The organism is Candidatus Binataceae bacterium, assembly GCA_035294265.1.
Classification (GTDB): Bacteria; Desulfobacterota; Binatia; order Binatales; family Binataceae; genus DATGLK01.
This window is the reverse complement of record DATGLK010000060.1, coordinates 1-21,130: the sequence shown is the minus strand read 5'-3', so window position 1 is coordinate 21,130 and position 21,130 is coordinate 1. Positions and strand designations below refer to the sequence as shown.

17 protein-coding genes are annotated in these 21,130 nt (G+C 62.4%); 11 read left to right on the top strand and 6 right to left on the bottom strand.

From position 1 onward, the window contains the following. Positions 1-77 precede the first annotated feature (77 nt). Entirely contained in the window at positions 78-1,364 is a 1,287-nt protein-coding gene (locus VKV28_10320) for a Rieske 2Fe-2S domain-containing protein (protein ID HLH77189.1), read from the bottom strand. A 149-nt stretch (positions 1,365-1,513) separates the two neighbouring features. Continuing rightward, positions 1,514-2,203: a MarC family protein gene (locus VKV28_10315; GenBank protein HLH77188.1), complete on the bottom strand. Its 690-nt coding sequence runs from the start codon at positions 2,201-2,203 to the stop codon at positions 1,514-1,516. A 77-nt stretch (positions 2,204-2,280) separates the two neighbouring features. On the opposite strand from VKV28_10315, the gene VKV28_10310 reads away from it, so the two are divergent. The 7 genes from VKV28_10310 (at position 2,281) to VKV28_10280 (ending at position 10,220) form a co-directional block, all read left to right on the top strand. Next, on the top strand, positions 2,281-3,387 hold the full coding sequence (locus VKV28_10310) for an alcohol dehydrogenase catalytic domain-containing protein (GenBank protein ID HLH77187.1): 1,107 nt from the start codon (positions 2,281-2,283) through the stop codon (positions 3,385-3,387). Between the two features lie 28 nt (positions 3,388-3,415). Beyond that, positions 3,416-4,687: a Rieske 2Fe-2S domain-containing protein gene (locus tag VKV28_10305; GenBank protein ID HLH77186.1), complete on the top strand. Its 1,272-nt coding sequence runs from the start codon at positions 3,416-3,418 to the stop codon at positions 4,685-4,687. Positions 4,688-4,774: 87 nt separating this feature from the next. Continuing rightward, positions 4,775-5,194, top strand: a complete 420-nt coding sequence (locus tag VKV28_10300; GenBank protein ID HLH77185.1) for a heme-binding protein — start codon at positions 4,775-4,777, stop codon at positions 5,192-5,194. A gap of 286 nt (positions 5,195-5,480) precedes the next feature. Next, positions 5,481-5,930, top strand: coding sequence for a response regulator (locus tag VKV28_10295; GenBank protein ID HLH77184.1), 450 nt, complete (start codon positions 5,481-5,483; stop codon positions 5,928-5,930). Positions 5,931-6,198: 268 nt separating this feature from the next. After that, a complete protein-coding gene (locus VKV28_10290; protein ID HLH77183.1) occupies positions 6,199-6,600 on the top strand; it encodes a MerR family transcriptional regulator in 402 nt (133 codons plus the stop codon). Between the two features lie 92 nt (positions 6,601-6,692). After that, positions 6,693-8,606 carry an acetate--CoA ligase gene (locus tag VKV28_10285; GenBank protein HLH77182.1) on the top strand — a complete coding sequence of 638 codons (1,914 nt, stop codon included), beginning with the start codon at positions 6,693-6,695 and terminating at the stop codon, positions 8,604-8,606. Positions 8,607-8,819: 213 nt separating this feature from the next. After that, positions 8,820-10,220 carry an amidase family protein gene (locus VKV28_10280; protein HLH77181.1) on the top strand — a complete coding sequence of 467 codons (1,401 nt, stop codon included), beginning with the start codon at positions 8,820-8,822 and terminating at the stop codon, positions 10,218-10,220. A gap of 335 nt (positions 10,221-10,555) precedes the next feature. On the opposite strand, the gene VKV28_10275 is transcribed toward VKV28_10280, so the two are convergent. Continuing rightward, positions 10,556-12,022, bottom strand: coding sequence for an MFS transporter (locus tag VKV28_10275; protein ID HLH77180.1), 1,467 nt, complete (start codon positions 12,020-12,022; stop codon positions 10,556-10,558). 300 nt (positions 12,023-12,322) lie between these two features. Between VKV28_10275 and VKV28_10270 the strand changes: the two genes are divergently transcribed. Next, positions 12,323-12,448, top strand: a complete 126-nt coding sequence (locus VKV28_10270; GenBank protein HLH77179.1) for a hypothetical protein — start codon at positions 12,323-12,325, stop codon at positions 12,446-12,448. A gap of 267 nt (positions 12,449-12,715) precedes the next feature. On the opposite strand, the gene VKV28_10265 is transcribed toward VKV28_10270, so the two are convergent. Then, complete coding sequence (locus tag VKV28_10265; GenBank protein ID HLH77178.1) at positions 12,716-13,324, bottom strand: glutathione S-transferase family protein; 609 nt, start codon at positions 13,322-13,324, stop codon at positions 12,716-12,718. A gap of 283 nt (positions 13,325-13,607) precedes the next feature. Here VKV28_10265 and VKV28_10260 point away from each other — a divergent pair, with 283 nt between their 5' ends. The 3 genes from VKV28_10260 to VKV28_10250 are packed head-to-tail and all read left to right on the top strand — an operon-like array spanning position 13,608 to position 16,816. Beyond that, positions 13,608-14,789 (top strand): hypothetical protein, encoded by a 1,182-nt coding sequence (locus tag VKV28_10260; GenBank protein HLH77177.1) that lies wholly within the window; start codon positions 13,608-13,610, stop codon positions 14,787-14,789. Next, the gene (locus VKV28_10255; GenBank protein ID HLH77176.1) at positions 14,790-15,716 is read left to right on the top strand and encodes a hypothetical protein; all 927 of its coding nucleotides are present in this window, start codon (positions 14,790-14,792) and stop codon (positions 15,714-15,716) included. It begins immediately after the preceding gene. Positions 15,717-15,742: 26 nt separating this feature from the next. After that, positions 15,743-16,816, top strand: coding sequence for a class I SAM-dependent methyltransferase (locus VKV28_10250; GenBank protein ID HLH77175.1), 1,074 nt, complete (start codon positions 15,743-15,745; stop codon positions 16,814-16,816). Between the two features lie 162 nt (positions 16,817-16,978). Here the strand turns inward: VKV28_10250 and VKV28_10245 are convergent, their stop codons facing one another. Then, positions 16,979-20,191, bottom strand: a complete 3,213-nt coding sequence (locus tag VKV28_10245) for a UvrD-helicase domain-containing protein (GenBank protein ID HLH77174.1) — start codon at positions 20,189-20,191, stop codon at positions 16,979-16,981. Further along, positions 20,188-21,130: hypothetical protein (locus VKV28_10240; GenBank protein ID HLH77173.1), on the bottom strand; the 943-nt coding region annotated here is incomplete at its 5' end. The genes VKV28_10245 and VKV28_10240, both read right to left, overlap by 4 nt.

Below are 21,130 nucleotides of genomic sequence, written 5' to 3'. Positions count from 1 at the left end.
CCATTCGTGGCGACGCACGCCCCTGCCCATTATCGACGCGCGCGCGTCCTCACTTGCGTTAAAAAAATCGCGCTCTCTTAGCCCATGGTCAGGAAGGTGCGAATGTCGGGCGCGGTCAGCTCGACCAGCTCGGGCGGGACCGCGAAGGCGCTGATCCGGCGCCAGTCCATACCCTTGGGATAGCGGATCGCCAAGCCGCGCACCTGGCTGAAATCGACGTTGGGGTCGCCGTGGCCGAAGGCCAGCTTGCCGCTTTGGCGGAACTCGCGCGCCGCTGCCAGCACCTGGCGGCGTACCCGGATAATGATCGAATCGCTACTACCCAGGTACTCGCGCGAGCGATCGACGATCGGGCCCATCGCCTCTTCGCAGACAAAATCCTCGTAGGTGAAGCTCTTGATCCCGCTCCAATGCCCTTCTTTCATGCGGGCGCGGTCCTGATGCCAGAGGTTGTCGATACTGCCCATGTCGGAGCAGAAGTTGTCCGGATCGCCCGAGCTGTTGTACAAATCGCGCGGCTCTTCGGTCATCGGCGTGTCGGGATGGTGGAACATGTACCACTGCGCGTTCCATTCGTCGTCGATCGGGATCGAGCAGATCATCAGCAGCCGTCCGCCCGGATAGGAGGGGATGAACGCGAACAGCGGCAACACGACTTCGCGGATGCGGGCGTAGATGGTGCCGTCGCCCAAATCGCGCAGGGCGGCCTCGCGAAAGCCGTAGGGTTTGGGCTCCAGCTCGAAGACTGGGGCCGGATTGGCGCCGGCAAAGCGCAATTCTCCGCCCGCCTTGACCTGGTAGGCGCGATGGAGGAAGCCCACATGGGCGGAGTCCAGGACCGCCTCCAGCCCTTGAAACCAGTTGCAATGCATGACCGCCCGCCGGGGTCGCGCGTGCTCGGAGGGCAACGCGTGCCATTCCCAATTGTAAAAGTGCGGCGGTTGTTGCCGGCCCAGATAGACCCAGATCACTCCGCCGGCCTCGCGCACCGGATAATGGCGCACCCGCACCTTGGCCGCAAATTCGGCGCGCCGCTCGGGCGGTTCGGAGGGCACCTCCACCACCTTGCCCGATACATCGATTTTCCAGCCGTGGAAGATGCAAGTAAGCGCGTTGTATTCGTTACGTGCCAGGGCCAGCGAGGTACAGCGATGGGGACAGCCCTCGTCGAAAAAGCCGACTCGGCCGTCACTTGCGCGAAAGGCGACGAAATCCTCACCCATCAGACGCACCCGCACTGGCGCGCCGTCGGGCTCCAGCTTGGCCGCACGTACCGCGGGCAACCAGTATTCGCGTAGAAAATCTCCCATCAGGGTGCCCGGTCCGACGCGCGTCAGCAGGTCGTTTTCCGCAGGTGTCATCATCTCGCCCGCTCTCCTCTCGGACGCGCGCCCGATGAACGCGCGCCGCTACGGGCCACGATATCATCGAAATGCTCCAGGGACTCAAGCCCAAAGATGGTCCAGCGGCGCAGACCGGAGCGGCGAGCAGGATGCGGAGAATAGGGGGCGCACTACCGGATCCGGGTTAGGCCGGGCAGAAGCTCGCCTAGGCCGCCGGTGATGAACTCGACCGCGACCGCGGTCAGAATCAGCCCCATCAAGCGGGTCACGACGTTGATTCCAGTCAGCCCCAGCAGTTTTCGGATCGGCGTGGCTAACCGTAACGCAAACCACATCAAGCCACTCACTACCAGGCTGGTCGCGGTCAAAAAGGCGAGATCCAGCCAGCTAGTGGATTGGTGGGCAAAAATAATCACCGTGCTGATCGCGCCCGGCCCCGCGATCAGTGGGATGCCCAACGGGACCACCGCGATGGCGGCGCGGTGGGCCGCTTCATCGGCCTCGCCTGGGGCATAACGCACCTCGCTGGGCCGCGCCTGCAGCATCGCGATCGCCATTAACATCACGATAATGCCGCCGGCGACCCGAAAGGAAGCAACGCTGATGCCGAACATGGCCAGGACCGGCTCGCCCAGATAGACCGAGATAATCAGGGTCAGGGCGGCGGTGAGCACGGCGATATTGACGGCATGCTTGCGCTCGCTGATGGTGTGATGGCTGGTCAGGCTGATGAAAATGGGCAGGTTGCCGATTGGGTCGGTGACCACGATCAAAGCCGTGGCAATCTGCGCGCACATGCTGCGATCCCACATGATCTGGGCCTCCAGGGTGGGCGAGTTATCAGCCCTCCATGCTGGCATGGCGCCAGCGTGCCAAGCCAATAGTCGGCCCCGGGCGCTGGACTCGTGCCATGGCTCGTGTGGTAATTTCTCCAGTTATGACTACCAGCCTTGCGGCCGTGCAAATCGCGGCCAAAGCTACCGAGTTGCGCCAATTTCCGCTACCCGAGATCCCGCCCGACGGCGGACTGTTGCGGGTGGTCAAGGCGGGAATTTGTGGCAGCGACGTTCCGATGTATGCCGACCCCAGCCGCGCTCCACGCATCCTGGGCCATGAGAACGTAGGGACCATCGAAGCTTTGGGACCGTTGGCGCGCGATCGTTGGGGCGTGCAGGAAGGCGACCTGGTGGCGCTGGAAGAATATTTACCATGCGGCCATTGCGCGGATTGCCGCTCGGGGGAGTATCGGGCCTGTGCCGAGACCGATTTAAAGAGCAAAAACGCGCTGCGCTACGGCTCGACCTCAACCACGGTCTGGCCCGCGCTGTGGGGCGGCTACAGCCAATTCCAATTTCTGCATCCGCGCGCGGTGTTGCACAAGGTTCCCGCCGGGGTATCGCCCCGCTTGGCCGCGATGGCCTTGCCCTTGGGCAACGGCTTCCAATGGGCCTACCTCGACGGCGGGGCGGGCCCGGGACAGGTAGTTGTGGTGCAGGGGCCCGGCCAGCAGGGGCTGGCCTGCGTGGTCGCGGCCAAAGTCGCCGGGGCACGCATGGTGATCGTAAGCGGCTTGGCACGCGACGAGCATCGCTTGGAAGTTGCCCGCCAGCTGGGCGCCGATCATGTCGTGGTGGTCGACCGCGAGCCGCTGCGCCCGCGAGTCGAGGAGCTGACTGGGGGTGAGATGGCCGACCTGGTGTTGGACGTCTCCTCGGGCGGTGCGCGCGAAGTTATCAATGGCGGGATTGAGTTGTTGCGCAAGCGTGGCCGCTTGATCGCGGCGGCCGGCAAGCAACGGCCGTTGGACGGCTTCGATCTCGACACCGTCAGCCGCAAGCGGCTGACCCTGCGCGGCGCCCGCGGCCACAGTTTCCACGCCGTCGAGTTGGCCCTGCAATTGATGACTCAGAACCGGGTCCCCCTGGAAGCGATGTCCACCCACGAATTCGGACTGGGCGGAGTCGATGAAGCCTTGCGCCTGGTAGGCGGCGAGAAGGCCCCGGCGCAGGCTATTCACGTCACCATCGATCCCTGGCAAAACTGAAAGCCGGGGCGAATCTGCGGAGAGCACCATGCTGAAGCCGGAAGAAAACGAACGCCTGACCCGGGTCGGGGCGGGCACTCCGATGGGCCGTCTTTTGCGTCGTTACTGGCTGCCCGCCGCGCTATCTGAGGAGCTGCCCGAGCCCGACGGTGCGCCGGTGCGGGTGCGGATGCTGGGGGAAGATTTGATCGCTTTTCGTGACAGCGAGGGCAAAGTCGGGCTGCTGGAGGCTTATTGCCCCCATCGGCGCGCGCCGCTATTTTTCGGCCGTAACGAGAATTGCGGTTTACGCTGCGTTTATCACGGTTGGAAATTCGATCGCACCGGGGCTTGCGTGGACATGCCCTCGGAGCCACCCGAAAGCAATTTCAAAGACAAGGTAACCATCACCGCCTACCCGGTTTGGGAGGGCGCAGGGATGGTGTGGGCTTATATGGGACCGCCCGAGCTGATGCCAGCGCCGCCTGACTACGAATTGGTACGGGCACCGGCCAGCCATCGCTGCGTCTCTAAAACCATTGAGCATTGCAACTGGTTGCAGGCACTTGAAGGTGGCTTGGACACCTCCCATTCCTCCTTTCTGCATAACAACCGGCTGGGTGACCACGGCGCCTTGCGCAGTGCCGATACCGCACCCCGGCTGGAAGTCGAGCGCACCGATTACGGCTACACCTATGCTGGGATCCGTAAGGCCGGTTCGCGCCACTATGTTCGGGCTTATCACTATGTGATGCCGGCGCAGCAGATGCGCGGGCGAGTCTCGGCCTGGCGAGGGGGTGGACTTGAGGAAATTCCCACCCTCAATGGCCATATCTGGGTGCCGCTCGACGACTACACTACCGCGGTTTACAACTGGATGTACGCCTACAACCCCGAGATTCCGCTCAGCCGCGAATTCGTGCTGGCCACCGAACAACAATTTGGCCGTGCTCCCGAGGATCTGATTCCAGGCACGTTCGAACTCAAGCGCAATCTGGCCAACAACTTCATGATCGATCGTCAGGCGCAAAAGACCCGCACCTTTACCGGAATCGAGGGCATCAACACCCAGGACTTCGCGGTGCAGGAAGGGATGGGGCCCATAGTCGACCGCTCCAAGGAGCATCTAGGCAGTAGCGACCGCGCGATTGCGGTTATGCGCCAACTGTTACTGGAGGCGGTTGCCGCAGTGGAACGAGGAGAAGCCCCGCGCGGGGTCGATCCGGTTACTTATCGCGACGTGCGCCCTGTGGACTTGGTGGTCGAGCTGACTGGCCCCTGGCGCGAAGTTCTCAAAGAAGAGATGAGAGCAAAGTTCTAACCGGCTTTTGTTTCGGTCGTTTTTGCGAGGAGAGGATTGGCAGGTGGGCTTTACGTTGAATCGTTCCAACCCTCGAAGAGGAAGCTGATGATAGATTTGGAGCAGGCGGCGCGGGCTGCGATCGATGCGATTCGCGCGGCTGCGATAGCCGCCGGCTTTGTGGTCGCCATCGCGATTACTGACGACCACGGTGACCTAGTCGCGGCGCAGCGCATGGAAGGGTGCCGGCCGCGTTGGATGCGCGCCTCGCTGCGTAAGGCCCATACCGCCGCGGTGATGGATCGCGACACTCAGGACTTTCACGCTGAAATCGTGCGCCGCCAGATTGATATCGCTTACTACGGCGACGAGCTCTTTACCGCTCTGCCTGGGGGAATTGTGGTTCAGGTGGAGGGACGCACAGTGGCGGGCATTGGAGTAACCGGTCCCACCCAGGGTCGCGACATCGAGTTGGCGCGTCACGGTCTGGCTGCCTTCGGTGCTGCGCTGGGAAATCAGAAGCCTTGACGCCGCCAGTCTCACTAGCTTTTGCCAAGTATGCGCGCCGGCGCGTGCCATGCTTTTCAACTCGGGGCTGCCTGCTTTAAGCATTCAATTTGACCTTGCACTTAATTGGCCGTGCGTGATATTTATGGACGTCCAGCAGTGCCGGTTTGAGGGGGCTTTCGCTAACACGGTTGTTGTCGAAATCCCGGCTTCGTCCGCAAGCTGAGACGCGCGGTATTGGCAGGACGCATCGGCACACGGTCGCGGAGACGCGCGGCACCGCGGCAGGGAATCAAGAGGGCCACAGATGAGCATGCGCAGGACTGGATATATTTTAAGCGCCGAGGACAGCGCCAACGATCAGGCGCTGATGCAGATGGTGTTGGCCGAAAGCGAGGCTGACTGCGATTTGGTATTCGTCGATGATGGCGTGCAGGTCTTGGATTTCCTCTATCGCCGGGGGCAGTTTGCCAATCGTCAACGCGCCAACCCGCTGGCTATCCTGCTCGACATCAAAATGCCTCGACTCACTGGGATCGAGGTCCTACGTCGGCTCAAACAGGACCCTGATTTTCGCACTATTCCAATTATCATGTTCACCTCCTCGGGCGAGCGGCCGGATGTCGAGAGTTGTTACAATCTGGGTGTCAACGCTTACGTGGTCAAAGCCATGGACTTCGATCAATTCAGTGAAAGCCTCAAAGTCCTGCGACATTTCTGGACCCAAATCAATCAACCTCCTACCGTCGCCGGTTGAATGCGTCGGGCAACCGGCGCGGCCGGCGCCGGTTCCAGCTCGAAGGGGAACGAAATCTTCGCCAATCTGACCCGGGCCGCTTAAGAAGCTCGACGCGCTGACTGCTGGAGCCTGCACAGTAATTGCGTGACGGGGCTTTTTCGCATTCTGCCAGGTACGAAATAGGTGGGCTGAAGGTCGTTACCGCGCCTGCGGTCAGGGGTTGACCCTTAAGATTAATTTAAGGTTTTATCTTACAGGGTCGACCATCCAGGGGAGCGTTGCGGAAATGGACCAATTGACCATCGGGAAGGTCGCGCGCAAGGCCGGTCTTCGGACCTCGGCGATTCGTTACTACGAGCGGCACAAGATTCTTCCTCCTTCCTCGCGGATGCCCAACGGTTACCGGGTCTATCGTGAAGATACCGTGGAGTTGCTGCAGTTTTTGCAGCGGGCGCAGGCTTTTGGGATGACCTTGCGGCAAATTCGCGAACTCATGCAGCTCACTAATCAGGGTGGCGCGCAATGCGACCGGGTACAGGACTTGGCCCGCCATCACTTGCGCGAGGTTGACCAAAAAATCCAGGCCTTGGAGAGTCTACGCACTCAGCTGAAGGTGCTGCTGCGCAAATGTTCGGCTCGCCGCACCAATCAAGCTTGTCCGTTGGTCGAGGGCACGGTCGCGAACTGAAGCTGCGTAGGGTCGCCTGGAGCGGGCGCGGCGGCGCAGCCAGGCGAACCACAACTTACCGCTGTCCAGGCCCCAATGTGAGGCGCGGCGCAATGGATGTCGTTAGTCCGATCATCAAGCGGTGGCAGCAGGCCGCCGTCGATAGCGAGCGGTTTTGGGCCGAGGCTGCCCAGGCGGTACATTGGTGGCGGAGCTGGGACCGGGTCTTCGAGCCGCAGCCGCCCGCCTTTCGCTGGTTTAGCGGTGCCACCACCAACCTTTCCTATAATTGTCTGGACCTGCAAGTCGCGCGCGGGCGCGGCGGCCACGCCGCCCTGATTGCCGAGCATGAAAGCGGCACCCGCCGCGTGCTGACCTACGCCCAACTGCTTTATGAGGTGAAGAAAGTGGCGGCCGCGTTGCGAGCAGCGGGAGTCAAAGTCGGCGATCGAGTCGCGATCTACATGCCTACGATGCCCGAGGCGATCGTGGCGATGTTGGCTATCACCCGCATCGGCGCCATTCACCTGGTGGTCTTCGCCGGCTTCGGCAGTAGCGCTCTGGCCGAGCGCTGCCGCCTGGCTGACGCCAAAATTCTGTTGGCCGCCGACACCACCATGCGAAAGGGGCAAATGGTGGATCTGTGGCGGATCGTCAAGGAATCCTTGCGCGAACCCAACTGCCCAGTGCGGAAAATCGTCCTTCTGTCGCGTGCCGAAACCCCGCCTGATCTCCGGCCCGGGCGCGACCAGAGTTGGGCGGAGTTCATAGCCCAGGGCGAGGGCCATTCCAGCGACTGGGTTGCGATGGAGGCTAACGAACCGGCCTATGTGCTACCCACCTCGGGCACCACCGCGTCTCCCAAGCTGGCGGTCCATAGCCATGGCGCCTACCAGGTCGGGATTCGCAGCACGGCGGCGTGGTGTTACGGCCTCAAGCCCGAGGATGTGTGGTGGGCGATGTCCGACATTGGGTGGGTCGTGGGCCACAGCTTTATCGTTTATGCGCCGCTACTGATTGGTTGTACCACCGTCGCATTTGAGGGCGCGCTGGATCATCCCGGGCCGCAGACCTTCTATCGTCTGATCGCCCACAACCGCGTCACTGCACTCTTCACCGCTCCCACCGCGGTGCGAATGCTTATGCGAGCCGGGCTGGAACCGGCGCGTGGGTTTGATCTGGAGTCGGTTCAACGCATCTTTTGCGCGGGCGAAGCGCTCAACGTTCCGGCCTGGCAATGGTTGCAGCGAGACGTGTTCGAGGACCGGGTTCCGGTCATGGACCATTGGTGGCAGACCGAAACTGGCGGGCCGGTAGTAGGCAATCCCTACGGGCTGCATCTGTTACCCATTAAGCCCGGTTCAGCCGGTATTGCCTTGCCCGGCTTCGAGGTCGAAGTGCGCACTGTGGAGGGCGAGCGATGCGCCCCCAACGAAAAGGGTATTTTGGTAATCAAGCGACCCTTTCCCGGCTTGACGGCTACGATCTGGAACGATCCCCAACGCTACGCCCGCGACTATTGGGAACGCATCCCGGGGGTCTATTTCACCGGCGACGCGGCCCATATCGATGAGGACGGATACGTCTGGTTCAGCGGGCGGGCCGACGACATCATCAAGGTGGCCGGCCATCGGATCGGCACGGTGGAGGTCGAAACCGCCTTTTTGGAACATTCCGCGGTAGCGGAATCCGGAGTGACTGGACAACCCGACGATCTGCGCGGGGAATTGATCGCCGCGTTTGTCGCGCTCAAGCCCGGTTTCGAGCCTTCCATCGCTCTGGAACGCGAATTGCGGCAGACCGTGCGCAATAAACTGGGAGCGGTGGCAGTCCTGGGCCCGATCAATTTTGTCGCTATGCTGCCCAAGACCCGTAGCGGCAAGATCATGCGCAGGGTCCTCAAGGCGGTGGTTCTCAACCGCGATCCCGGCGATATTTCTACCATCGAAGATGAGGGCTCGGTGGAGGATCTGCGTGCGGCCTGGCAGCGTATGCGCGTGGACCTGGGCGAGCGCACCACCCAATAACTTTCACGACGAGACGCCCGCCGTCATCACCCGCTGAGATTCAGTGGCGCGGGAGCTCCTGCCTGTGCTAGCGACCGTAAGGCACACCAGCCTTCGAGCTTCGCGGCAATTACTAGAGCCTGTATTGGGCTAACGCTCGCCACGCTTATTGTCTTTGGCAAACGGGGTTTCGCCGACTAAGCTTGCCTGACTGTCTCAGCAAGGACGACAACGATGCCCAACCATGCAGCCGCTCAAGCGGCCCAAGAAGTCTGGAATCTCAGCGCGATCCAAGTCGCGGCCAGGATTCGGGCCGGTAGCCTTCGCGCCGAGGAGTACGCCGCCCAACTGCTCGAGCGGCTGGATCGCTATCAGGTCCTCAATCTGGTTACCTGGATCGATCGGGCACGCCTGCTTGAGCAGGCGCGCGCCGTTGACCGCAGGCGCGAACAGGGTTTGCCGCTGGGACCCCTGGCCGGACTGCCGATTATCATCAAGGACAATATTGATACTGTCGGCTTTGCCACTTCCGCTGGCACGCCCAGCCTCAAGGGTTATCGCCCCGCGAGCGATGCGCCGGTGGTCCAAGCGCTACTCCAAGCGGGGGCGCTGGTCTTCGCCAAGGCCAACATGCACGAGCTGGCTTTGGGCGGAACCTCCTCCAACCCGACTTTCGGCTTCGTCAAGAATCCCTATGACCCCGACCGGGTGCCCGGCGGCTCCAGCGGCGGGACGGCCGCCGCGATCGCGGCCCGGGTTGTGCCCGCCGGGCTGGGCACGGACACGGCCGGTTCGGTGCGGATGCCGGCGGCAGTATGCGGCATCGCGGGCTTGCGCCCCTCCACCGCACGCGGCCGTAAAGCCTACTCAGCTCAAGGGGTGGTACCGCTGACCCTGCGCTTTGATACGATCGGCCCGATGGCGCGCACGGTGGCCGAGGTGGCCCTGCTCGATAGCGTCATTACCAGCCGGCCGCTGCCGTCCCCGGCGCGCTTGGCGGGTCTGCGGCTGGGGCTGCCACGCGGCTTCTACTGGCGCGAGATCGATTCCCAGATCGACAGCGTCATCGAGCGTGCACTCGGCCGCCTTGGCCGGGCCGGGGTAACGTTCGTCGACGTTGACATGAACGATTTGCTGGTGGCCGCCAGCGACGCCTTCTGGACCCTGTCGTGCGAGTCCAGCCAGGATCTCACGGATTTTCTTGCCGCTAACCATCCCCAGCTCTCGCTAGCGGAGGTGGTGGCGCAGGTAGCCAGCCCCGACGTTAAGGTCTTACTTGCAGCGCGCGACGAGCCTCGGTCCTCGGCGCTGTTGGTCCGTGCGCGCGAACTCTATGACACGATCGGCAACGCCTACCGCCGGGTCTTTGAGCTCAACCGGCTGGATGCCTTGCTGTTTCCGACTGTGCCCTTTGTCACCCACCCAATCGCGCGGCCGGCCCAGGGCCGCCTGATTCGCAACACCGTGCCTAGCGGAATGTTCGGCACTCCGGGGCTCAATCTCCCGGTGGGGCTTACCTCCGACCAGATGCCAGTCGGGATGGAGTTGGAGGGGTTGCCCGGCGGCGACGCTCAGCTACTGGGGCTGGGGCTCGCGCTGGAAGGGGTTTTGGGGCCTTTGCCGGCCCCGCGATAAATTAAGCTCTCTAATGCAAAATTGGCGTTTTGAGCAAAATTTTTCATTAGCCAACGAACCCAGATTGCGCTAATAAATTGGCACGATGGGGTTTTCGGCCGTGGCCATGGCCGTTAGAACTCCCATCTCCCTTGGGAGATGAAGCGGCAGGCTGGGGCGTAGGGCAGCCGAGGAAGCCGCGCGAAGTTCGTGGGGGTGTCATTCGCGCGGCGTGGGCCGGCGCGTTGGCGGGTAACCCCCCCTGAGCTAACGCGTCGGCCGCACCGCTGTGAACCAGAGCATTTACGCCGCGACTTGCAATCTCGTCCTGTAACTCGGGCAGGAGCCGGGCGGCTCTATTCCAGGCTAGCGGCGGTTTCTAAAACCGCCGGTTGGCGCCGGCCACTGACTTCGTGTCCGGCATCAGCCGCCAGTGGTACGAAGAGCAACACCGCGACCAGCGGTAAAAGCGAGATCAGCAGCAATGCTGGCGCGATCTCATGCACGCTCAGGACCGTGCGGCCGTGCAGGCTCAGGCCAAGGTGCAGAATCATCGCGGCCAGGGCAACCCCGAAGCTGAAGGACAACTGCTGCGCCATGGTGGCGAAGGTGGAGGCGTGGCTGGTCAGGCGTGAGGGGACATCGGCATAGCACAGCGCATTGAGGCTGGTGAATTGAAGTGATTGGAAAAATCCGCCGAGCAGCAATACCACGGCGATGACGCTGTGCGGCGTCGTGCTGGTGAACAGGGCGCAAACGCCGATGGAGATCGCGCTGAGCAAGCCGTTAACGATCAGCACCGGGCGAAAGCCGAACGCGCGCACTACTGGATGGACGCTAAATTTCATCAGGAAGGCGCCGCTGGCGTTGGCGAAAATCAGTAGCCCGGACAAAAACGGACTCAAGCCGAAGGCGATTTGCAGCAGCAGGGCGAGCAGAAAGGGCATCGCGCCCATGCCCATCCGAAACAAGCTGCCGCCGGTGTTGGCGGCCTGAAAGGTTGGTATCGCCAACAAGGCCAGCGATACGATCGGGTCCTTGACCCGTCGGGCGTGACGCACGTAGAGCGCAGTCAAGAGCAAGCCGGCCGCCATAGCAAGCCCGATCAGCCAAGGCGCGACCACGCCGCGACCCACGGTCTCAAATCCGAAACTCAATCCGGCCAGTCCCACGCCGGTCAGCAGGAAGCCGCGGATATCTAGGCGGGGGACCACGGTGGGCGGTAGGTCGTCGATAAACAACGTGACCAGGATTAGGCCCAGGATGCAGATCGGTACGTTGATATAGAAAATCCAGCGCCAGGAGTAGTAGGTGACGATAAAGCCTCCCACCGGCGGTCCCACCACCGGCCCCAGCATCGAGGGTACGGTGAGGTAGGACATCGCTTGTACCAGGTCGGCCTTTTGCACGCTGCGCAGCACCACTAGCCGTCCTACCGGCGTCATCATGGCGCCGCCAAAGCCCTGCATGACGCGGAACACCACCAACTCGGGCAAGGACTGCGACATCCCGCATAACATCGAGCCCAAGGTGAACAGAACGATGGCGCAGCGAAAGACTTTGCGCGCGCCGAAGCGATCGGCTACCCAGCCGCTGATCGGGATAAACACCCCCAAGCTCATCAGGTAGGCGGTAATCGCCAGGTTCAGGGTGATCGGGTTTTCGTGCAGCGAGCGCGCCATCGCAGGCAGTGCGGTCACGATCACCGTGGAATCCAGCATCTCCATGAATAGGGCACAGCCAACGATCAGAGGCACCACGAAGTAGGACATTGGCTTGGGGCCACTGTGTACTGAGGGCTGGGGCAAATTATCCAGGCTCATGCGTCCTCAAGTATCCGGAAGCCGCGCCGATGAGTCGAGTTTCAAACCTTTTTCGCCTGATCGGGGCCCAGCTTCACCGCGCTGCCTCGATCGGGTTACCATTAAAGTTTGAGCCTAGAGCAAACCTTTTTCAGGAGAATAGGCAGGATGGCCGCATACGCCGCCATTGTGGTCGGCCCAGGACAGGGTGGTAATCCGCTCGCCTATAAGCTGGTCGTTCACGGCTGGTGAGTCGCGCTTATCGAGCGCAACCAGCTCGCTGGCGCCTGCGTCAACGCCGGCTGCACCCCCACCAAAACCATGGTCGCTAGCGCCCGGATAGCCCGCTATGCGCGCAATGCGATGCGCTGGGGCGTGCGATACGGACCGGTGGAGGTCGATATGGCCGCGGTGGTCGCGTGCAAGCAGCGGATCGTCGCGCGCTGACGCGCCGCTCACGAGCGTATATCGCCCGGCGGCCCAACCTGACTGTGATTACGGCCACGCGCGTTTCACCGCGCCCCATCGCCTGCGGGCGCGGGACAGCAGTTAGAGAGCGATCGAATCTTTATCGATAGGCGCGCGGCCAGCGCTACCATCCCTGGTGGGGCTGGCGGATGTGCAATATCCAACGTTCATTAACACACCCCCCTAATCACAACCTCGACCTTAGCCCTCTCTCCCCCTTTGGCGCGGTTCTGAATACGGTTGCTGCTAGGCCTTGAAGCTGGGGCGCTGCGCCATCTCGGCAAACCAACGGTTGAGATGGGTCAGCTTGGGGTCGATCGCGACATTGGCTCGCGGGGCCAGCATCAAGGCCACGGTCAAGGTGATGTCGGCAATCGAGTATTCGTCGCCGGCGATGAAACGGCGTTGGGCCAGTTCTCGGTCCAGCCATTGCAGCCGCGGCATCAGATGGCCGCGCTCGACTTCGCCATACTCGGGCACCTGATGTACGCGGCCTTTGAAGAAATCGCTCTGGTTGCGAAAGATGTTGGTGATGGTTTCGAAGATGTAGAGCTCGGTGCGCCGCTGCCACATTTCCACGACTGCCATGTTCTTGGCGCCGCGGCCGAAGAGCGCGGGCTGCGGATGGGTTTCCTCGAAGTAGCGGCAGATCGCTACCGTCTCGGCGATGTTGGTGCCGTCGTCCAGCTCTAGCACCGGCACGCCTCCCATCGGATTGATCGCCAGAAATTCCGGAGTGCGGCTGGCGCCCTTACTCAAGTCCATGTCAACGGTGGGCACCTGGATATTTTTTTCCGCCAAAAAGATGCGTACACGGCGGGGATTGGGGGCAGTGACGCTATTGTAGAGCTTCATCGGGGTCTCCTTGAAAGCCGCCGCTATCGGCGCCAGCTCTCTTGCGCGCATTACGCTAGGTCGAGGAGATGAAGTCAAGCCGCAGCGCCCCTGTCGCGCCGGTACTCCAGCCAAATGCCGATGCGGTAAAGCCAACCGGTGCTGGGTCGCGCCTCGGCGCTGTGCTATTTTCTGGGTAAATCCAGCCAAGTGTGACGTTTACTTGCCGTTAACTCTGGGGAGGAACGTGGTGCGGAACACAAATCAAGCGCGGAAGTTAAGCTGCGCAGTAATAGCGCTGCTAATGGGGTCGTCGCTGCTGGCGTTGACCGGCACGGGCGCGCACGCGGCCCAACACGGCGATAAGAAGGCGGGGACTGGCCAGCCTACGATGGCGCAGGCGGCGGCGCTGTTTGAAAAAATCGCTGCGGGTATCCCCGGCGGCGACATCCCCCCGTGCCGCAACTTGGCCGATCCCTATCCCGAATTCAACGGCGTCGCGGTTGATCCTGTCAACAACATCGTTCTGTTCAGCGACACCAATCTCAAGAGCCTACTGGTTTATCCCCGCACCGCGGGTTCGGCCCACTCCGGCGCGATTACGCCGCCGCTGCGGCAGATCCTGGGACCTGCGACCTATTTGTCGTTTGCCTGCGGGGTTGCCTTGGATCCTCGGCATAAAACTATCTACGCCGGTGAGAACGATGTCGGCGACGATATCGCTTCTTTTCCTTACAGCGCCAACGGCAACTATCCGGCGCGTACTCTGGCCACGCCCCATGAGGTCTACGGCCTGGGCCTCAGCTTCAAGCTGGGTCAGGAAGCGATCACGGTCGAACAGGACGACCAGATCGTATTTTTCAAATTGGGTGCCACTGGCGCCGCGCCGCCGTTGCGTGAAGTGCGCGGGGAGCGCACCGGACTGGCCGATCCGCATGGCTTGTTCTGGGATGACGCCCACGACGAAGTGGTGGTGACCAATCATGGCAACTGGGCACGCGGCGCCTGGGATCCCGACTACCAGGGTGGGGGCCATTATCAGCCGCCTTCGGTGGAGGTTTTCGCCGCCGACGCGCAAGGCGATGCCAAGCCGCTGCGAGTCATCTCAGGACCCAAGACTCAACTCAATTGGCCTGCCGGGGTGTCGGTTGCGGGGGATGAAATCGCGGTTGCCAACATGGCGGGCGCTTCGGTCACCATCTACCGCCGTACCGCTTCCGGCGACGTTGCTCCACTGCGCCAGCTCGAAGGGCCCAAAACCGGCATCACCATTCCCATGGGAGTGGCGTTCGATCCGGTCAATCATGAGTTGTGGGTGGCCAACTTCGGACATACCGGTCTGGTCTTCGATGCTGGCGCCAACGGCGACGTGGCGCCCAAGCGGATCATTCGCAACGCCCCGGCGGGCACGCCGGTGGCCGGATTTGGCAATCCGATGGCGATGGCCTTCGATACCCGCCGCCAAGAATTGCTGGTGCCCAATTGAGTGAGCGATCCGCGGATCGCGGCGTTTGCCAGGTTGGCAAGTGGGAACAGCGAGCCCCTGCGGATTATCCAGGGACAAAAAACCAAGATTACGCGCGCGGCGCATGGTATTACCTACGACCCAGGGCGCGATGAAATTATCGCCAGCGAACCGCTGGCCGCGGCGATTCTGACCTTTCCGGGCGGCGCAGATGGTCAGGTGGCGCCGATTCGGGTGCTGCAAGGTCCGCATACCCAGTTGCATCGGCCCTATCAGGAAGTGGTCGACGATGTGCACAAGGAATTGATCGTCGCCGATGACGTGAGTAGCGCGATCCTGGTCTTTCCCTGGGATGCCAATGGCGATACACCCCCCTTGAGGGTTATCCAGGGGCCCAAAACCGGCATGAAAACCGTGGTCGGCGTGGGGGTCGATCCGCAACGCAACCTGATTGTGGCAGCGGCCGACCGCGGGCTCTACACCTGGGATCACCAGGGCGGCCTGTACATCTTCAATCGCACCGATAACGGCAACGTGGCTCCACGGGCGGTAATCGCAGGGCCGCACACCGGGATCAGCAGCCCGTGGCATCTGGCGCTTTACCAAGGCAAGATTTACGCGGCTATCTCGCGCGCGGTGGGCGTAGGCGGCGAGTACATCCGACCCTATGATCGCAGCGGCTATCTGCCTAAACCCGGATGTAAAGGGCCGCCCAATCTGATCGGTGGGCCGTTGGGCTTCGTGGGGGTCTGGTACTTGACCGACAACGGTGACGTTCCGCCGCACGCCATTCTCAAGGGAACGCGTGCACCGCATCCATCCAGCATCGCGATCAATCCCGCCGAGGGCGAAATTTATACTGGCGAGCGCGATACCAACGGTGTGTATGCCTTCATCGTGCCGCGCTTTTTCTCTGGCGGCGACGGTTTCACCCCCGGCGATCGCTGAGTTAACGGAGTGAAGGAGGCGACTTGATGCCATCCCAGGCCCCGGTCGTAGATCTAAAGAAAGCCAAAGACGCAGCCGAACAGGTGATGGGTGACGTCAGCGGCATGGCGCTGGGGGCGCTGTGCTTTATCGGCGATCGGCTGGGCTTGTTCAAGGTCCTGGCTGACGACGGCGAGCTGACGGTGGAGCAACTGGCGGCGCGCTGCGAAATCAACCCGCGCTACGCTCGCGAATGGCTGGGCGCGATGGTCGCCGCTGGCTATGCGCAATACCGGCCCGCCGACCACACCTACTGGCTGACCCCCGAATACGCCACGGTGTTGGCCGACGAGAATTCGCCATTATTCGTAGGTGCCTATTTTGCCCTGGTGCAGGGCGCGGCCAGTGTCGCGCCCAGGGTCGCCGAAGCCTTCAAGAACGGGGGCGGAGTGGCCCAAACGGAATATCCGCCCTGGTTTTACGAAGCGGTCGAACGCAACTCGCGCGTGCGCTACCGCCATAAGCTCTTGAGCAAGTGGCTGGCCGCAGTGCCGGGCGCAATGGCTGCGCTGCAAGCCGGCGGGCTGGCCGCCGATGTGGGCTGCGGCGGGGGCCATGCCGCGATCATGATTGCGCGGGGCTTTCCCAAAGCCCGCGTGATCGGTTACGACGTTCATGCCCCCTCGCTGGAACGGGCTCGTCAAAACGCCGCTGCGGCAGGCGTGAACGATCGTGCCAGCTTCGAGCTCGACGATGGCAGCCATCTGCCCGCGGCGACCTTCGACTTGATAACCACCTTCGACGTGGTCCACGATTCGGTTGACCCGCTGGGGCTGATGCGGGCTATCCGCCAGGCCCTCAAGCCCGCGGGCAGCTACCTGATGCAGGAAATCAAGCTCTCCGGCGAGCCGCAAGATAATATCGGTCGCCTGGGTAAGATCGGCTATTCGATGAGTACATTGTACTGTATGACGACCTCGCTGGCACACGATGGTGCGGGTATCGGGGTGGCGATGGGTGAGGTCAAGGCGCGGGAGTTGGCGACGGCCGCCGGCTTCAGCGCTTTTATCCACCTGCCGGTGGAAGACGACTTCGCGGTGTTGTATGAATTGCGCCCATAGCAGCGCCAGGTGGGAGCGTCGGCCCCGGTCTCCTGTTGCCCCCGCGATTTTCGAGCCATTACTTCGCCAGCGGCGAAGATAGAACCCCAGATTTGCGCGATGGTCTCCGTCGATCACTTCCGCCGCCTGTGTGCATTGCCAACCCACTGAACATTGGAGAGGTTACCCCGCGCGTTGCAACTCGGTTTCGTAGGCGCAGACCTCGTTCCAGCTAGGGCGATAAAAAAACAGACCCTGACCTTGATCGTAGCTGCGGGCGCGCAAAAACAGGTAGAGTAGGCCGCCGAAGCGCTGTTCGTAGGTGCGCTTTTCGCGCACTCCCAGCCAGCGCAACACGCCCACGGTATAGATCATGGCCTGCAGGCTGTAATGGCGGTTGACGTGGGCGGCCAGCGCGGCGGGCTCGTAGCTTGCCAGATGATCGCTCTTCCAGTCGGCGAAATAGACCTGCCCCTCATGCTCGAAGATCAGATCGACAAAGCCCTTGAAGTAGCCCCGCTCGACACGCCAGCCCGAGCCGTGCGGATTGCCCAACAAGGCATGCTCAGGTTCGGGGATGGGAAAGACAAACTCCATCTCGCGGCGCGCGCGCAATTCGCACAGTGGTGGCAGCATGCGTGCTCCCGGTAGTTCGAGGCGGGTGGCAAGCGCGTGAAAAACCATCTCCGCCCCCTGCTCCAGCCAGCGTGGATCGCGTACTCCCCACCGCTCCATCGCATCCTCGAACAAACTTCTGACTGCGGTATGGGCCAGCCAAGCGCCAGCCGAGGCGCTCTCGCGCACCAGGGCAAAATCCGCACGCTGCAGAATCTCGTGGAGCATGATTCCGACCATTCGCCCGCCCATCAGACTGTCGTCATCGGGAGCCGATGTCGCCAGCTTCAGATCCTCGACCTCCACATTATTCCAGGCCTTCACTTGCATTCCCGCCATCTGGCTGTAAGAGCGCATCGCGAGTCCGCCGTGGGCGCGGCGCAGATGCTCATAATAGGCGGGAGGTGGGCCGTCGGAGGCGTACAGGAGTTGAGGTGGAGGTATCCAGGTCGCGACCATCCGGGCCTGCCTCTGTGCGCTGTCCTCGGCGGTCCAGCCGTTGTCCGCGCTGATTCGTTCCACGGCGAGCAGCCGTCGGCTTTCGTGAGGCTGGTCGCGGCCGGAGTAAACCGACGTCACGATATCTTCCAGCCGCTGGTTGAGCGGCTTGTAAAAGCCCGTAACCCCCTGCTTAAGCGTCTTGCCTGGCAGCAGCGGCAGATATAATCGCGCGCGGGCGCGGGTAAGGGCCACATAGAGCATTCGGCGCTCTTCCTGTTCCTCTTCCTCGGCCCACGGCCTTGCTCCCTTCGGCAGTTCCTGCCTGATAGCGACTCGGCGCTCGTCGTTCTCATGATAGGTCACGATCTCGGGGGCACTGCGATTGGCGCTCAATCCGCCGAACAGAAATACCGCTGCTGCCTCCAGTCCCTTGCTCATGTGAACAGTCATTATCTGGACCGCGTCGCTGTCGTTCGCGACGCGCTGCGCGTCGGCGTTTTCGCCCGGCGGCACCGCGCGCCCGCACACGTAGTCGGCCAGGCGGCCGACCAACTCCGGCAGCGACAGCCGCTCGCGGAGAACCGCGTTGAGTAGGATCTCGCTTAGCTGTCGATAGTTGCTCAGCACGCGTGCCGAATCCGGTTCGAACAGCGCGCGCCCAACCAAGCCGCTGCGATGGGTCAGGCTGACGAACAATTCGGCCCACTGCTCGCGCTGCGCCAATGCGCGCCAGTCATACAGGCGTTGATAAAGTGGGTCGCCCGGTGGGACCTCGCCCAGCGCCGCCAGATGATCGAATTCGAGGCCGAAAAAGGGAGAGCCCCAGGCGCGCAGGCGGCGTGAGCGCTGCTCGGGGGCCTGGATCGCGCGCAAGACATCGAGCAGGGCGCGCGCTTCATCGGTTTCGAATAGCTTGTCCTGCTTGTAGAAAACGTAGGGGACCCCAGCCTCGCGCAAGTGGCCGGCGACCTCGTCAGCTTCCTTCCAGGTTCGAGTCAGAATAAAAACGTCGGCCAGACGTATCGCCCGCGGCTGGGTTTGATTGCGTTCGACTAGTTGCAGGCGACCGGCCTGGATGCTCTCGCGCAGAGTGGTCGCGATGGCGCGCCCCAGCGCAGCGCGAGCCTGGGAGACAGGGACACGTTCGCCCACCACCTGCATGACAATTACCGGGGCCGGAGCGGCCTTGCCCTCTTCGACCAGAACAATCGGCGGCAGCGCGGCTTGCGCTGGTTCGTAGCCGATCGCTCCGGACAACAGCGGAGGCTTGGCTTGCGCATCGAAGATGAGATTGAAGGCTGCGACCAGATCCGGTGTGGAGCGATAATTGGTCGTCAGCTTGAGCGGTTGGTCCTGGCCCAGGATCAAGGGGCGGGCGCGTAGATAGGTGTGGACATCGGCGCCGCGAAAAGCGTAGATCGCCTGCTTGGGATCGCCCACCACCATCAGGACGTTGCCCGTCCGCGAGTTAACGAAGATGCGCTGCAGGATGCTCCATTGGAGATCATCGGTGTCCTGAAACTCATCTACCAGCGCATAGCGATAACGCTTTCGCAGGGCTTCGGTCAGGCGCGCCCCGCCAGGTCCCTCCAGCCCTTTCCAGAGTTGGCGCAGCAAATCCTCGTAATCAATCTGCCCCAGGCGGCGCTTGTCCGCTTCCAGCCTGACCATGACGGCGGGCAGCAAAGCCTCGACCATCTCGCGCTCCAGGCTGGCCGCGGCTCCCGCCGCTGGTCCAGGTTGGTTCGAATAACGCAAGCGATAGGCCGCGAACAGCAGATTTTCCAGCTTGTCAACGCGGGTTTGCCCCGGCTGGCCGGGTAACGCCAGCCAATTTTCCATCAGAGCGCGTGCCCGCCCGGCACCCAATTCCGTTCGCATCGCCGTCCGCAGCGCGCGGTGGAAGGCCAGACGGCCGTCGCCGACCTCCCAATTCAGACCTACATCGCACTCCAAGGAGAAATCACTCAACACTCGCTGGCAGAAGGCGTGGATGGTCATGACGGGGGCGCGATCGAAATTGAACAACGCCAGCCGCAGGCGGCGGGCCGCGATCTCATCCAATGCGACCGGGCAGTCCTCGGGCGACGCCGCGAAGGGAGATCCTCCGCGGTAAAGTTGCTCCAGCAAGCCGCGGATACGCCCACGCAGCTCTGCCGTCGCGCGGTTGGTGAAAGTGACGGCCAGGATCTCCTCCACCGGGGTACCGGCCAGGATCAGCGCGATCGCCAGATGGGCCATGGTGTAGGTCTTTCCAGTACCGGCGCTGGCTTCGATTACGGCGTGCCGATCCAGTGCCAGCTCTCGTAGCGGTGCAGGTGGGAAGTAGCTGGTCTTCACTCCCCGTCCTCCTCGCCTCGGAAGATTGTCAGCAGTGGACCGAAGCGGCGCTGGATCAGGCCCGGGATGGTGTCGGCAGGTGGCGCGGGAGCCTCCCGCACCTGGCGCAGCGGGCCGCGATCGGAACTGATGGGTGCGCGCGTGCGGTCGCTTTGCCGTACCTCTTCGATCAGCTCGACCATGTCGGACGGAGCCAGCCCCTGTTTGCCCGCGATCTTTGCCACCGCCTCGATGGGAAAGAAGTAATGCTTGTCACCGAAGAGTAGATCGTGGACTAGCGTGCTCAAGTATTCGCGCGCGGCCGATGGCTGAGGGAGCGCGATCGTGCGCCGCCCGTTGACCGGCCGGTTTCCTTGATCGAATCCCACCACGATGATGTCGAAGCTGACGGCGACCGGTTGGCCCGCCGCAGCCAGCGCAATCGCGCCCAGTGCACCCTCCAAGAAGTCCTTGGTGTGCAAGCTTTTGCCGGCCAGGGCGGAATAGGTGCGATTCCACGTCGCGGATACTCTCAAGGTGCCGTGCAGCCTGGCCTTCATCCGCTCGTTGTTGACAGGCACTTCCAACTCAATGGGCGGCAAAATGGTATCGGCTTCTTCGAATTCCTCGCCTGCCCCGAAGCGAAGCTGCCGCCATTGAAGCATGTCGTTTGACAATCCCAGTGCCTGGGCCTGGGTAACAAACTTGTCCAGCCGAGCCTGACTCTGCGCTTTGAGGGCCTCCAGGAACGGTCCCGCCGGTGTTTGGCCTTGCAGATATTGGCGCTCGAGTTGGCGACTGAAAGCATCGGAGACCTGCTGGGCCTGGCCGCGTCCCTCCCAAAAGGCGTTGCGCAACAGTGCCAAGTGATTAAGAAAGGGAATTCCCAAGGGCTCGTCGGCCCCGTCTTCGCCGTCCAAATCATCCTCCTCCTCGCGCATCCCCAACCGGTATTTGGCG

Coding starts and splice junctions, on each gene's coding strand:
- VKV28_10290 (HLH77183.1), top strand. CDS start 6,199: ATGGACCAATTGACCATCGGGAAGGTCGCGCGCAAGGCCGGTCTTCGG.
- VKV28_10285 (HLH77182.1), top strand. CDS start 6,693: ATGGATGTCGTTAGTCCGATCATCAAGCGGTGGCAGCAGGCCGCCGTC.
- VKV28_10310 (HLH77187.1), top strand. CDS start 2,281: ATGACTACCAGCCTTGCGGCCGTGCAAATCGCGGCCAAAGCTACCGAG.
- VKV28_10250 (HLH77175.1), top strand. CDS start 15,743: ATGCCATCCCAGGCCCCGGTCGTAGATCTAAAGAAAGCCAAAGACGCA.
- VKV28_10260 (HLH77177.1), top strand. CDS start 13,608: ATGGGGTCGTCGCTGCTGGCGTTGACCGGCACGGGCGCGCACGCGGCC.
- VKV28_10280 (HLH77181.1), top strand. CDS start 8,820: ATGCCCAACCATGCAGCCGCTCAAGCGGCCCAAGAAGTCTGGAATCTC.
- VKV28_10270 (HLH77179.1), top strand. CDS start 12,323: ATGGTCGCTAGCGCCCGGATAGCCCGCTATGCGCGCAATGCGATGCGC.
- VKV28_10275 (HLH77180.1), bottom strand. CDS start 12,022: ATGAGCCTGGATAATTTGCCCCAGCCCTCAGTACACAGTGGCCCCAAG.
- VKV28_10320 (HLH77189.1), bottom strand. CDS start 1,364: ATGATGACACCTGCGGAAAACGACCTGCTGACGCGCGTCGGACCGGGC.
- VKV28_10315 (HLH77188.1), bottom strand. CDS start 2,203: ATGCCAGCATGGAGGGCTGATAACTCGCCCACCCTGGAGGCCCAGATC.
- VKV28_10305 (HLH77186.1), top strand. CDS start 3,416: ATGCTGAAGCCGGAAGAAAACGAACGCCTGACCCGGGTCGGGGCGGGC.
- VKV28_10265 (HLH77178.1), bottom strand. CDS start 13,324: ATGAAGCTCTACAATAGCGTCACTGCCCCCAATCCCCGCCGTGTACGC.
- VKV28_10295 (HLH77184.1), top strand. CDS start 5,481: ATGAGCATGCGCAGGACTGGATATATTTTAAGCGCCGAGGACAGCGCC.
- VKV28_10300 (HLH77185.1), top strand. CDS start 4,775: ATGATAGATTTGGAGCAGGCGGCGCGGGCTGCGATCGATGCGATTCGC.